General features: G+C 71.4%; 10 protein-coding genes and 2 pseudogenes. 6 read left to right on the top strand and 6 right to left on the bottom strand.

Annotated elements, in window-relative coordinates:
- The 4 genes and pseudogenes from ACFP1K_RS11490 to ACFP1K_RS11505 form a co-directional block, all read right to left on the bottom strand.
- Positions 1 to 1,134: kynureninase (locus ACFP1K_RS11490; RefSeq protein WP_380750421.1), on the bottom strand; the 1,134-nt coding region annotated here is incomplete at its 3' end.
- Entirely contained in the window at positions 1,131 to 1,367 is a 237-nt protein-coding gene (locus tag ACFP1K_RS11495; protein ID WP_380750827.1) for a tryptophan 2,3-dioxygenase family protein, read from the bottom strand. The genes ACFP1K_RS11495 and ACFP1K_RS11490, both read right to left, overlap by 4 nt.
- Positions 1,368 to 1,379: 12 nt before the next feature.
- Positions 1,380 to 1,499 (bottom strand): annotated as a pseudogene (locus ACFP1K_RS11500) (tryptophan 2,3-dioxygenase); the annotation flags it as partial.
- Positions 1,500 to 1,541: 42 nt separating this feature from the next.
- A pseudogene (locus ACFP1K_RS11505) lies at positions 1,542 to 1,925 on the bottom strand (tryptophan 2,3-dioxygenase family protein); the annotation flags it as partial.
- Positions 1,926 to 2,320: 395 nt separating this feature from the next.
- Here ACFP1K_RS11505 and ACFP1K_RS11510 point away from each other — a divergent pair.
- Complete coding sequence (locus tag ACFP1K_RS11510; protein ID WP_380750424.1) at positions 2,321 to 3,841, top strand: benzoate-CoA ligase family protein; 1,521 nt, start codon at positions 2,321 to 2,323, stop codon at positions 3,839 to 3,841.
- Positions 3,842 to 4,017: 176 nt separating this feature from the next.
- Complete coding sequence (locus ACFP1K_RS11515; RefSeq protein WP_380750427.1) at positions 4,018 to 5,295, top strand: acyltransferase family protein; 1,278 nt, start codon at positions 4,018 to 4,020, stop codon at positions 5,293 to 5,295.
- A 52-nt stretch (positions 5,296 to 5,347) separates the two neighbouring features.
- Here the strand turns inward: ACFP1K_RS11515 and ACFP1K_RS11520 are convergent, their stop codons facing one another.
- A complete protein-coding gene (locus tag ACFP1K_RS11520; protein WP_380750430.1) occupies positions 5,348 to 6,730 on the bottom strand; it encodes an FAD-binding oxidoreductase in 1,383 nt (460 codons plus the stop codon).
- A 288-nt stretch (positions 6,731 to 7,018) separates the two neighbouring features.
- Here ACFP1K_RS11520 and ACFP1K_RS11525 point away from each other — a divergent pair, with 288 nt between their 5' ends.
- The 3 genes from ACFP1K_RS11525 (at position 7,019) to ACFP1K_RS11535 (ending at position 10,335) form a co-directional block, all read left to right on the top strand.
- Positions 7,019 to 7,858 carry an SAM-dependent methyltransferase gene (locus ACFP1K_RS11525; protein WP_380750433.1) on the top strand — a complete coding sequence of 280 codons (840 nt, stop codon included), beginning with the start codon at positions 7,019 to 7,021 and terminating at the stop codon, positions 7,856 to 7,858.
- Positions 7,859 to 7,952: 94 nt separating this feature from the next.
- Positions 7,953 to 9,485, top strand: a complete 1,533-nt coding sequence (locus tag ACFP1K_RS11530; RefSeq protein WP_380750436.1) for a class I SAM-dependent methyltransferase — start codon at positions 7,953 to 7,955, stop codon at positions 9,483 to 9,485.
- A 13-nt stretch (positions 9,486 to 9,498) separates the two neighbouring features.
- Entirely contained in the window at positions 9,499 to 10,335 is an 837-nt protein-coding gene (locus ACFP1K_RS11535; RefSeq protein ID WP_380750439.1) for an SAM-dependent methyltransferase, read from the top strand.
- A 135-nt stretch (positions 10,336 to 10,470) separates the two neighbouring features.
- Here ACFP1K_RS11535 and ACFP1K_RS11540 read toward each other — a convergent pair whose 3' ends face one another.
- A complete protein-coding gene (locus ACFP1K_RS11540; RefSeq protein WP_380750442.1) occupies positions 10,471 to 11,901 on the bottom strand; it encodes an extracellular solute-binding protein in 1,431 nt (476 codons plus the stop codon).
- 342 nt (positions 11,902 to 12,243) lie between these two features.
- Between ACFP1K_RS11540 and ACFP1K_RS11545 the strand changes: the two genes are divergently transcribed.
- Positions 12,244 to 13,491 (top strand): acyl-CoA dehydrogenase family protein, encoded by a 1,248-nt coding sequence (locus ACFP1K_RS11545; protein WP_380750445.1) that lies wholly within the window; start codon positions 12,244 to 12,246, stop codon positions 13,489 to 13,491.
- Positions 13,492 to 13,531: the final 40 nt, after the last annotated feature.

The raw sequence follows: 13,531 nt of genomic DNA on the forward strand, positions 1-13,531 counted from the left end.
GGTTTCCAGTTGGGCGTCGGAGAGGTAGGGGGCGGGGCCTAGGCGGAGGTAGGGGCCTCGGTGGTCGGTGCGGATGCCCCAGGCGGTCAGGGATGACTTCAGGTGGGCGGCGTGGGGGGTGCGGAGGGCCAGAAAGCCGCCGAAGGCTTCGGGGGAGGCGGTGCGGTCGCGGTCGATCACCTCTGGGGGGGCGCCTATGGCGTCGAAGCGGGCGGCCAGGAGGGATATCTGGTGCAGGGACACCTGGCGGAGGCGTTCGGGGGTCAGGCCTTGTTCGTCGAAGAAGTCGAGGACGCGGGCGGCGCGGTAGTGGCTGGTCGGGTCGTAGGTGGCGCCGGCGTAGCGGGCGGCGCCCGCGGGGTAGCCGACGAGGGCGGGGTCGTGGTCGGTGGACAGCAGGCCGAACTCGGCGAACCAGCCGGTGATGAGGGGGCGGAAGGCGTCGGCGTGCTCGGGGAGGCGCAGGTAGCAGTTGCCCTCGCCGAGCTGGAGGTACTTGTAGCCGCCGCCGACGATCCACGCGGACTCGATGCCCTCGGTGGTGAACGGGACGACGCCGACGGCGTGGTAGGCGTCGACGAGCAGCTCGGCGCCGCGGCGCCAGCAGACCTCCGCCAGGGAGGGGAGATCGGGGACGATGCGGGCGGTCTCGTACAGGACCGCCGACACCAGGACGGCGGCGGTGCGGTCGTCCACGGCGGCGGCCATGCGTTCGGCGAGGGTGGCGGCGGGCTCGGCGGGGACGCGGACGATCTCCACGCCCTCCTCGGACAGGCGGGCCAGCTGCCGCCGCAGGGTGTGGAACTCGCCGTCGGAGGTGACCAGGCGGGGACGCGAGCGCAGGTCCAGGGCGGACAGGAAACGCAGCACCAGGTCGTGGGTGCTGGCGCCGAGGGCGATCTCGCCGTAGGGGTCGCCGAGGAAGCGGCGCAGGCCCTCGCGCACCCGGTCCGCCTTCTTGAACGCGAGCTCCCACTTGTCGTCCAGTTCCCGCGCGGCGTCCTTCAGCGCGTCGACCTGACCGGCAAGCGCGACGTCCGGCCACGCCTGGTGGGAGTGCCCGGTCAGCATCAGTCGTTCGGTCACCTGGAACATCGAGTAGTGCGGCGCCAGCGTGGCCGCGAGGCCGCTCACAGCCGCCCCCGCACGGCCCACAGGTCGGGGAACATGGGGCTGAACAGGGTGTTGCGCAGGTAGGAGGCGCCGGTGGAGCCGCCGGTGCCGGACCTCTCGCCGATGATGCGCTCCACCATCTTGACGTGCCGGTACCGCCACTCCTGCATGCCCTCGTCCAGGTCGATGAGCCGCTCGCAGATGTGCGCGGCGCCGCTGTCGTCCCGGTACACCCGCGCCAGCACCTCCTGCACCTCCGGCGACGGCTCGGGCGGCAGCGTGACGTCCCGCTTGAGCACCTCGTGCGGGACGGGGTAGCCGCGGATGAACAGGTAGGTGAGCAGCGAGTCGAACAGCGAGGGACGTGTCGTCGCGGCCTCCAGGCGGGCACGCTCGGGGCTGCCCTTGGGGTAGTGGTTGACGACGCGCGGCTCCCGGCGTCCCAGCACCGCCTCGATCTCACGGAACTGCGCGGACTGGAACCCGCTGCCCGTGCCGAGGCTCTCGCGGAACCCGATGAACTGGCGCGGGGTCAGCGTCTCCATCACGTCCATCTGCGCCACGGCCATCTTGAAGATCTTCAGGGACCGCTGGAGGGTGGCCAGCGCGTGCGCGGTGCTGCCCTCGGTCAGGTCCTGCTGGAGCTTGCCGAACTCGTGCAGCAGCTGCTTGAACCACAGCTCGTAGACCTGGTGCACCACGATGAACAACATCTCGTCGTGCTTGCCCGAGCGGGGCCGCTGCGCGACGAGCACCTCGTCCAGCGCCAGGTACGACGAATACGACAGCAGAGGGGAGCGCTCGAGGATCACGGCCGCACCGCCTCGGCCTGCGCGGTGGCCGGCGGGGCGGGCCTCCGGGAGGGAACCAGGCGCGGATCATTGAGCTTCTGCATTTCGAATCCCTTTTCTGGGCGGTGAATTGATTTCTCAGGTGAGATCAATGCTGGAATCCGCCCGGCGGCCGGGCCATATGATCGCGCGGCAGCTAGTTGCCCCCGGGGAGCAACTTCCTGCCAGCGTTGAACACCGCATTCTCCGAGATGCGCGCTTGCGCCCTCCCCGCCGACGATGTCGACGTGGTGGCCCCGCGCGGGCGCACGCGTGAGTCGCATGCCGCCGCGGGACGCGCCACCCGTACCAGAGCAAGGTCAGCCCATGGCGGGCCGGACCGCCGCGGGTCACGCAACCGCTCACCAGGAGGGCCGATGCGCTACGAGGACGTGCCACGCGAGTTCAACATCACCTCGTACTTCGTGGACCGCAACGATCCCGGCCGCACCGCGCTGATCACCGCGGCGGGGCGGACCACGTACGGCGAGCTCGCGGCCCGGTCCAACCGGGTGGGCAATGCCCTGCGGGAGATCGGCGTGCGGCGCGGGGACCGGGTGCTGATCGCGCTCGCCGACGGCGTGGACTTCGTCGCCACGTGGTACGGCGCGCAGAAGATCGGGGCGGTCACCGCGGAGGTCTACACGTTCCTCCAGCCGAAGGACTACCGGTACTACGCCGACTACGTCGAGCCCGCGGTGGTGGTCGCCGACGGGGCCACCCTGGACCGGCTGCGCGCGGCCGGCGTGCGCGGCCTGCTGGTGACGGGGGTCGCGCCGGAGGAGCTGCACGAGGGCGAGCTGCACTTCGAGACGCTGGTCGCCGCGCAGCCGGACGAGCTGGAGGCCGCGCCGACCACCAGGGACGATGTCGCGATCTTCAAGTTCACCACCGGGAGCACCGGCGCGCCCAAGGCGTGCGTGCTGGCCGCGCGGGCCCCGCGCCTCAGCTTCGAGTGGTTCGCCCGGGGAGTGCTCGACATGCGCCCGGACGACATCGTGCTGCCGGTGCCCAAGCTGTTCTTCGGGTACGCCCGCGACCTGACCGCGCTGTTCCCGTTCGGCGTCGGCGCCGCCGGGATCGCCTTCCCCGAGCGCAGCACCGCCGACAAGATCTTCGAGCTGATCGCCGAGCACCGCCCGACCGTGCTCGTCAACGTGCCGACCATGATGAGCGCCATGGTGTCCCACCCCGAGGCGGCGGCCCAGGACCTCAGCTGCCTGCGGGTGTGCCTGTCGGCGGGGGAGGCCCTGCCGCCCGAGCTGCACCGCGCGTGGATCGACACCTTCGGCGTCGAGGTCATCGACTGCATCGGGTCCTCCGAGGTGTACCACGGCTACCTGTCCAACCGCCCCGGGCACGCCCGGCAGGGCAGCCTCGGCCACGCCGTGCCGGGCTACCGCGCCCGGGTGATCGACCGGGACGGCGTCACCGTGCCGGACGGCGAGGTCGGCGTCCTGGAGATCGTCGGCGAGACCTGCGCGCTGGAGTACTGGCGTTCCCCGGAGAAGTCGGCCGAGACGTTCCCCGCGCCGCACACCGTGCGCTCGGGCGACCTGTTCAGCAGGGACACCGACGGGTTCTTCTACTACAAGGGCCGCGCCGACGACCTGCTGAAGGTCAGCGGCGTGTGGGTGGCGCCCTCGGAGATCGAGAACTGCCTGCGCGCCCACCCGGCGGTGACCGAGTGCGCCGTGGTGGGCTACCAGGTCGACGGCCTCACCCTGCCCCGGGCGTTCGTGGTGACCCGGTACCCGGTGTCCGCGGCCGAGCTGAAGGACCACGTGCGGTCCACGCTGGCGCCGCACAAGTACCCGCGTGACGTGCGGTTCGTGGACGACCTTCCCGAGACGGCCAACGGGAAGCTTGATCGACGGGCCCTGCGCGACGCGGGGTGAGGCCGGCGCCCCCGTCATTCCTCCCCGGACGAGAGAAAGTCCGCATTTCTAAAGATGCTCCGGTGTGCGACGGAGCGCGACGATGTCGTCGCGAGCCGGATAAGCGGCATGCGAAATGAAGCCGAGCAGGGGAACCGGCCCCTGAGGGGAGGAACGCTATGGTGGCGACGACTCGCTTGAGCGATGCGGAGATCGGCAGTAATAAACGCATTCCCAAACTCGAAGGAGTTCGCGGCGTCCTCGCGGTGGGAGTGCTGGTCTTCCACGTCGCGTGGCAGTCCGGTGTCACGAATTTCATGGACCAGCCCGGCAACGGGATCTGGGGATACCTGGCCGACGGCCTGACGGTGATGTTGCCGCCGTTCTTCGTGCTGTCCGGGTTGTTCCTGTATCGCCCGTTCGCCCGTGCGGTCATCGAAGGGAAACGCGGCCCCGCCGTGGGCGAGTTCCTCTTCCGGCGCGGCCTGCGCATCCTGCCGGCGTACTGGCTGGTGGTCGGGGTCGTGCTGCTGGGCATCAACCTGGACGGCATCAACAGCGCCTGGGACGTGATCCGCCCGGTGCTCGCGCTGCACTTCTTCATCCCGGCGGACCAGCCGGTGATCGCCCTCGCGCACACCTGGACCGTCCCGACCGAGCTCACGTTCTACCTGGCCCTGCCGCTGCTCGCCTGGCTCGCCGCCAAGTTCGCCGGCACGGCGGTGGACGCGGCGCGGCGGGCGGGCCGCACGATGATCCCGGCCGCGATCCTGCTGGTCATCGGGCTGGCGTGGGTCACCTACACCAACCTGCCGACCTTCACCGGGCCGTACGAGCTGTGGTTCTGGCCGTTCTACTACGTCAGCGCGTTCGCCTGCGGCATGGGCATCGCGGCGCTGTCGGCCAAGGCCGAGGTCACCGGGATCGTCCCCGGGATCTTCCGGGCGGCCGGGAGGCACCCCAACCTGTTCTGGCTCGGGGCGCTGGCCGTCTACCTGGTGAACATCCCCAAGCCGTTCGGCGTCCCGGGCTCGGGCACGGTGGGCGGCATGACGCAGGAGCTCATCGGGCACTGCCTGATCCTGGTGTTCTCGGTGCTGTTCATCCTGCCGCTGACCGTGCCGGAGGCGCGTTCCCGGCTGATGGACGTGACGCTGGGCAACGCCCCGCTGCGCTTCCTCGGCCGCATCTCCTACGGCATCTACCTGTGGCACATCCCGTTCCAGAACTACTTCGTGCAGAACGGCAACATGTTCGGCAAGACGGCCGTCCCGGACGCCATGCTGCGCGGCAGTGCCGGGTTCTGGGAACTGGTGACGTTCACGCTGATCGGCAGCGTCGTGGCCGCGACGCTGAGCTACTACCTGCTGGAGCAGCCCCTGGTCCGGGCGTACGGCAGGCGGGCCAAGCGGCGCCGCGAGGCCGCCGCGACCGTGCCGGCCGAGCCCCAGCAGCAGGTCCCCGCGGGCACCTGACCACATGAAGAAAGCCCCGGCCGGGCTGTCCGGCCGGGGCTTTCCCCTGTCGCTAGAGCAGCGCGGTGGCGTTCGGGGTGATGTCGCCGCGGAACAGGCCGTCCGGGTCGACGCGGGCGCGCACGCGGTCGGCGGCGGCGATCTGGTCGTCGTCCAGGTGGCGCTGCGGCTGGCCGATCTCCTCCACGAAGGACGGGACGGTGCGGCCGGTGTCCCACGGCGCGAGGCCGGCGCGCACCTTCGCGCAGTGCTCCCTGATCTCCTCGACGGTCGTCGGCGGCATCGGCATGCCCGCCCCCGAGTAGGCGTACCGCGCGTCCAGGTGGTCCAGCGCGCCGCCTGAGGGGTGCGAATCGGCCAGGGCGCCGCCGAGCTGACGGAGACCGGCGACCAGCAGCGGCGACCCCGAGCCCTCGCCGAGCAGCCGCAGGAACGCCGCGGCGCCGTCGGCGCCGAGCTCGCCGAGCAGCATGTGGTCGCCGACGATGGGCAGCGGGTCGCCCGGCTCCATGTGCGCCTCCAGCACCCCGGCGAGGGTGGTGGTCGCCCAGGAGTCCATCACCGGCTCGGCGACGGACCGCAGCGGGCCGAGCAACTCGGCGGCGGCCTGCTCGGCGGCGGTCGCGTCCTCGCCGACGCTGAGCACGGCGCCGTCCACGCACACCATGGGCCGCCCGGCCAGCACCGGCGGCACCTCGGGCACCGGGGGCAGGTTGAACACCCGCAGCGACGTGGACGCCTCCCGCGGCGCGTCCGGCGCCCACGCCAGCCAGGCCGCCAGCAGCCGCCCGGCGTGCTCGGCCGGCCAGTACGCCGCCCCGGTGACGACCTTGGCGACCGGGAACAGGTCGATCTCGACGGCGGTGACGACGCCGAAGCCGCCGCCCCCGCCGCGCAGCGCCCAGAACAGCGCGGGATCGGAGGCGGCGTCCACGCGGCGGTGCTCGCCGTCCGCGGTGACCAGCTCGACGGCCCGCACGCTGTTGACGGCGAGCCCGGTGGCCCGGCCGTAGAAGCTCAGGCCGCCGCGCAGCAGATACCCGACGACGCCGACGGTCGGCGACGAGCCGTGCGGCCCGGTCAGCCCGTACGGCGCCGCCGCCTCCACCACGGCGCCCCAGCGGGTCCCGGCGGGCACCCGGGCCACCCGGCGCTCGGCGTCGATCTCCACGCCGCCGTCCATCAGGGTGCGGATCAGCAGGGCGTCGTGCATGGGGCGGGTCGTGGCCGAGGCGTGCCCGGTGGTGTGCATCCGCACCCCGAGGCCCTCGGAGCGGGCGTGGCCGAGCGCGTCCCGGATCTGCTCCACGGTGCGCACGGTGACCGCCGCGGCCGGGGTGGCCGGGGCGATGAGGTTGAAGACCTGCGTCGCGGCCTCGAAGGCCGGTTCGCCCGGGAGAGCGATGCTCGCGTCCCGCTCGCTGATCGTGGTCATGAGCGACGTGCCTTCCGGATCAGGAATGCGGACATGGTTCAGCAGAGCGTCTCTCCCGCCTGTGTTTCCGCGCATCTCCGGGTGTGCGCAGATGCGATTCACGGCGGGCCTTGAGGAAATGGATCGCGGGATATCCGGAAAGGCGCACTCGGCACTCTCGGAGATGTGGCGGAGCGGCGTGGCGACCACCATTAATTGCAGATCATTCTGTCATTCCGTGTCTCCCGGGCTCCGTGGCCGGCCGCCCGCCCGGAGGTCATGAGGCCGCTCGACGGGAGCGACGTATTCATGGGGAAAGAAGTCACCGCAGCCACCGGCACCGCCCTCATCGGCGAGCACTACGACGAGCGCTCGCCCATCGGGGACGAGCTGCGCGACGGCCAGATCCACATGTGGTACTGGTACGACGACGAGGACGACGCCCCGCTCACCGAGGCCGTCCACCGCGTCAGCCGCAAGGTCGCCGACGCGCTCGGGCCGCGCCGGGGAGAGCACGTCCTGGACGCCGGATGCGGCCCCGGGGCCACGGCCGTCTTCCTGGCCACCACGTTCGGCGTCCAGGTCACCGGCGTCACGGTGAGCGGCTTCGAGATCGACAAGGCCAGGGAGCGGGCCGAGGCCGCGGGCGTCGCCGACCTGGTGCGCTTCGAGTACGGCGACTACACCGCGCTGAGCTACCCCGACGGCCACTTCGACGCCGTGCTGGCCCTGGAGTCGCTGCAGAACGCCCCCGACCTCGGCCAGGTGCTCGGCGAGCTGTTCCGGGTGCTGCGCCCCGGCGGGCGGCTCACCTTCTCCGACTTCAGCCTGGAGTCGGCCGCCGAGCCGCGCCGCATCGAGAAGTTCATGGAGACCCTCAAGCTGCCCGCCCTGCCGACGCTGCCCGAGTGGCTCGGCCACCTGCGCGACGCGGGGTTCGAGATCGAGGAGTACACCCAGTGCGGCCCCCGGGTGTTCGGCAAGAAGGCCAAGTACCTGCGGGTCGCGATGGCCGGCCGGGACGAGGTCGCCGCCAAGTTCGGCGACGAGGCCGTCACGCGGTTCTCCCAGCGGCACTCGGGGTTCTTCGCCCCGAGGAAGGACCAGATCGGCTACGTGATCGTTTCCGCGAGGAAACCTCACCGATGAGGGAGGCCGGACCGGCTCCCTCGCCCCCACCGAGCCGCGGAACCGGGCGGCACGCCCGTCGATCACGGCCATCTCATCTCGAAAGGACGCGCACATGAGTGTTTCCACGGTTGACTCGACGGTCGCCGGCGTCGTCGACTCGTTCACCGGCGCGAGCGCCGGCGAGCTCGGCGAGGAGTTCCACCGCCTGGTGGACGCGCTGTGGGACGACGGCGAGCTCACCGCGCTCGCCGTGCCCGCGGTCCCCCTGATCGTGGAGCGGCTCGCCCAGGTGGACGACGAGCGCAAGGGCTACCTGGCCGTGCTGCTCGGCATGCTCACCGAGGCCGAGTACCCCGAGCCCGGCCCCGTCACCACCGGCGCCCGCGCCGGGCTGGACCTGTACCTGGACCTGTGGCGGCGGGCCGCCAACAACGGGGCGCTGTCGGTGACCCTCGCGTACCTGGTCGCGCACTTCCCCGCCGACCGCGAGCGCGTCCTCGCCGTGGCCGCCGACCGCGGCCTGACCGCCGACGACTGGACCCGCCTGGAGCGCGGCCTGCTGGACCTGGACCTGGAGAATCCCGTCATCGGCCGGGTGTTCCCCTCCCCGGCGGTCTGGGCCCTGATGGACAACGACGAGCAGGCCTTCGACCAGAGCTGGATCAAGGCGCTCAGCGCCGAGCAGATCGCCGCCAACTGGCAGAAGGACACCCGTACGGTGTGGGGCCACGCCGGCGCGAAGGCGTACTGGGCGGCCGGCAACGGCGCCCCCGCGCCGGTCGTCACCGGCTCGGTGCCGCCCCGCGACCAGGTGCCCACGCCGCCCGAGGCACCCAACGAGATCTTCGCCCCGCACGTCGCCGCGTTCTCCTGCCCGAGCTGCCAGGGCGGGCTGGAGGTCGCCGATGGCGCGGTGCGCTGCACCGGCTGCTCGGCCGAGTTCCCCGCGGGCAAGGGCATCCTCAACCTGTCCGAGGGCGCGCAGAACAACCCCGGCGACTTCCTGTACAAGCTGGCCGAGCTGCCGAGCATGGGCCTGTTCTACGAGGCGTACGCCCGGCCCAACTTCCTGCGCATCGCGGGCACCAACTGGGGCGGCCAGGTCACCCCGGAGGACGAGCGCCGCTACATCGCCGAGCACGTGCGGCCGGTGGACGGCCCGGTGCTCGACCTCGCCTGCGGGGCCGGCCGGTGGACCGAGATGCTGGTCGAGGCCGTCGGCGCCGACCGCGTCATCGCCTACGACGCCTACACGCCCATGCTCACCGCGCTGCGCACCCGGCTGCCGCAGCTGCCCGCGGTGATGGCGAGCGCCGCCGTGCTGCCGTTCGGCGACGCCTCCCTCGGCGCGGTGATGTGCTGGAACGCCCTGCAGGCGTTCCCCGCCGACACCCCCGCGGCCATCGCCGAGGTGGGCCGCTGCCTGCGGCCCGGCGGCACCTTCACGCTGATGACCTTCAGCATGGCCACCGACCCGATCGCCCGCTACTTCCAGGCCTCGCACTACTTCCCCGGCCACCAGGAGGGCATGCGGCTGTTCGAGCTGGACGACATCAAGCGCTGGCTGGCCGATGCCGGGCTGACGGTCCGCCACGAGGCCACCCCCGGCACGTTCATCTTCATCACGGCTGTGAAGCCGCACTGAAACAGGAGCAGAAATGACCACGGACCAGGCCGCGCCCACCTCCGAAGAGACCGCCGCGTTCTACGACGACTTCAACCTGCTGCTCATCGAGGTGTGGGACGAGAACTTCCACCAGGGCTACTGGCACGACGAGACCGACGAGAGCTCCAACCGGGTGGCCGCCGAGCGGATGACCGACCTGCTCATCTCCAAGTCCGGCCTGGAGAACGGCGGCCGCATGCTGGACGTCGGATGCGGCATCGGCCTGTCCGCCTTCCAGGTCGCCGAGGCCACCCCCGCCGAGATCGTCGGCATCTCCAACAACCAGGCGCAGATCGACGAGGCCAACCGCCGCGCCGCGGCCGCGGGCCTCGCGGGCCGGGTGACCTTCGAGTACAACGAGGACGTCCTCGCCCTCGCCTACCCGGACAACTCGTTCGACGTGGTGTGGGTGTTCGACGCGCTGCTGCACATGCCCCGCCTGGAGACGCTGCGCGAGCTCGGCCGGGTGCTGCGCCCCGGCGGCCGGGTGGTCGTCACCGACAAGCTGCAGATCGGCCCCATGACCCCCGAGGACGACCGGGCCGTCCGCGAGTTCATGTCGGACCTTCAGGCCAGCCCCATCCTGGACGAGACGCAGTACCGCGCGCTGGTGGCGGAGTCGGGCCTGGAGCTGGTGGAGCTGCTCGACATCAGCGAGCACACCTACAAGTCGTCCACCCGCACCATCGAGGCGGTCAACACCAAGTGGGACGACCTGGTGGCCCGCTTCGGCACCGACGTCATCCCGATGCTGGAGATCCTCCGCTCGCCGGTGGGCCTCATCAAGGAGCTCGGCTACCTCGTCGCGGTGGCCAGTAAGAAGGCCTGACCGCGCACGTCGCGTCGTCCCGGCCGCGCGCGCCCGCGGCCGGGACGGACGGGCGGCACGTCCGGCCGGGCATCGTGTCCTTGAAACAGAGAAGGCGGCCCCGGGGAGAACCCCGGGGCCGCCTTCTCGTCGTGGTCAGCCGTTCAGCTTCACGACCTTCTCCAGGTCGGCCGCCGAGTAGTCGCGCCCGGCCGCCGCGGCGGCGAAGTGCTCCACCCGCAGGCTGGCGGGGCTGGTCGGGCCGCCGGCCAGGCGGTCGGTGTGGTAGGCGTCCAGCAGGCGCTGCGCCTCGGCGGTGGCCTCGATGAACCGGGTCACCGGGTCCGCGCCGTTCAGGACGTCGCCCATGGCGCGGGTCATCACGTCCTGGTTGCCGGCGAAGTCGCCGATCAGCGCGCCCTCGGAGATCGGGACGTCCCCGGTGGCGCGCACCGAGCGGATCGCCCCCTCGGGGTAGGCGTTGACGTGCTCGCTGGCCACCCGGTGGTAGGGGTGCTTGTCGAACCAGCCCTCCTCCTCCAGCAGCGCGAACGAGGAGTGGGTGAGCGGCATGAAGCTGTTGGCCTTGTGCCGGTCGGCCGCGACGCGCGGGCTGTGCAGCCACATCAGGAACGCCAGCGCGCCCTCCTGGGTGGCCTCGTCCAGGTGGTTGGCCATCCAGATGGCGGTGCCGGCGACCGCGTTGCCCACGTAGGGGATGTCGTCGGGGTAGGGGAAGATGCCGACCTCGATGTCGAAGCCGTTGGCCTTCGCGGCCTGCACCATGTAGTTCACGTCGTTGGACGAGGTGATACGGAACGCGACGTCCTGGTCGGCGAACGCCTTGAACGTGCCCGCCCAGTCGGGGATGCCGCCGGTCCACAGGTAGTGGCCCTTGGCGTGCAGCCCGCGCCACCACTCGGCCCAGGTCAGCATCTCGTTGGTGGCGAGGTCGACGGTCGTGGCGGGCCCGGTGCGGCCGTTGTGGTTGTTCACCAGCAGGCCACCCTGGATGGCCAGTGCCTGCTGGAAGAACGTGCCGTGGTCGGACCACGTGATGGGGTACGCGGGGCCGTCCTTCATCCCGGCGACGATGTCGCACACCGCCTCGACCTCGCGCCAGGTGCGCGGCAGCTCGCTGATGCCGGCGCGGCGCAGGATGTCCTTGTTGGCGTACAGCAGGCTCGTCGTGCCGACCGACGGCATGCAGGCGAGGTCGCCGTCGTAGGTGTAGTAGTCGCGCAGCGGCTTGATGACGTCGCCCAGCACGACCGGCTCGCCGAGCACGTCGGCGCGCCCGGCGACCGCCTTCTCGACGGAGGCGAACATCGGGCTGCCGTCGGGGGCCAGCGAGTCGCGGGCCGCCTGGCCGGCGTAGAAGTAGTACTCGGCCAGCGCGGGCATGCGCCCGGCAGCGGAGGCCTCGGCGACCTTCAGCGGGAACGTCCAGAAGTCCTGGCCGGACACCCTGACCTCGTACTCGGGGTGCCGCTGTTCGAAGTCCGCGGCCTGCTGGTACCACCGGTCCATCCATCCGGGGAAGGTGAGGTCCGGCACCCAGACGTCGATGACGGTTCTGCTCTTCACTCGATCTCCTCCTGCTCGCCAGCGCATGGCGTCTCGATCGCACGTTAGGGAGCGTCGCGGCGGTCCCGCGGTCGGCGGGCGCGCGCGGCTGATCGGCGGGCTCGCGAAAGTCGTCGGCCGGACGGCGGGGGCACGGTTCACGTCGAATGATTCCGCGCCGGACCGGGGCGCCGCATCTTTGCGATTGCGGTATCGGGAGGTCGCCGGGGTACCCCCGCGTACCCGGGCATGCCCGGTCACACCGCACTCAGGGAGATGCGTGCCCTCGGTGACGGGTGTGACGCTGACCCCATGGCCGGACGTGGCGGAGAGCCGGACATCTACGACAAAGGACCTGCGGCAATGGCTGTTATCACCAATGTTCGCGAACAGGAAGTCGTCCTGCCGCCCGAGCCGGGACTGACGCCCGAGGAGATCGTGGCGCGGGCCGCGGCGCTGGTGCCGCTCCTGGTCGAGAACCAGGCGGCCACCGAGGCGCGCACCCACTACTCCGAGGACGTCCACCGGCTGTTCGCCGACGCCGGGTTCTACCGGATCCTGGTGCCCCGGCGGTACGGCGGCTACGAGTTCGGGGTCGACACCTTCATGCGCGTGGCGATGACCCTCACCCGGGGCTGCCCGTCCACCGGCTGGATGTTCACGCTCGGCGCCGCGCACGCGCTGGCGGCGGCGACGCTGTTCGGCGAGCGGGCCCAGGACGAGATCTTCGCCGGCGGTGACTTCATCTGTCCCGCCACGGTGATGCCCTCCGGCACCGCCGAACGCGTCGACGGCGGGTGGCTGATCAGCGGCACGTGGGCGTACTGCTCCGGCGCGCCGTTCGCCACCGCCTTCATGGGGCACACGCTGGTGCCGTACGCCGAGGGCGAGCCGCCGATGCCGATGTTGTTCATCGCGCCGCGCGAGCAGTGGCGGCGGCTGGACGACTGGGGCGGGCAGCTCGGCCTCAAGGGCAGCGGCTCGCACAGCATCGTGATCGAGAACGCGTTCGTGCCCGACCACCGGACCATCGGGTCGCACATCAGCGGGGTTTCCGTCACCGAGGGCACCCCCGGGCTGAGGCTGCACGGCAACCCGCAGTACGGCGGCGGGCCGCTCAGCTTCATGATCCTGGAGAGCGCCGTGCTGGCCGTCGGGATGGCGCAGGGCATGCTCGACGCCTACGAGGACCTGATGCGGGCGCGGACGACGTCGTTCCCGCCGATCACCGGGCGGGCGGAGAACCCCGACTTCCAGTTCTGGTACGGCGAGGCCAGCGCCAAGATCGCCACCGCGGAGGGCGCGATCCTCAACGCGCTGCGCGAGTGGACCGAGACGTGCGCCAGGGGTTCCGAGCTGTTCACCCGCGAGCAGGAGCTGCGCATCGCGACCATCGGGCGGGAGGCCGTGCGGCTGAGCTGGGACGCCGTGCAGCGGTACCTGTTCCCCACCGCGGGGTCCAGCTCGGTGCGGAGCGGCGAGCGGGTCGAGCGCATCTGGCGGGACATGTCCACGCTGCACAGCCACGCCGGCATCGCCGTCTACCTGTCCACCATGGCGAACCGCGAGCTCGCGATGGCCCGCTTCGGCATCGAGGACCCGCACCACTGAGCGGCCGCCCTCCCGGCACTCCACTCGATGGCGCGTGCCT

This window comes from Sphaerisporangium aureirubrum, from assembly GCF_042658925.1.
GTDB classification, from domain to species: domain Bacteria; phylum Actinomycetota; class Actinomycetes; order Streptosporangiales; family Streptosporangiaceae; genus Sphaerisporangium; species Sphaerisporangium aureirubrum.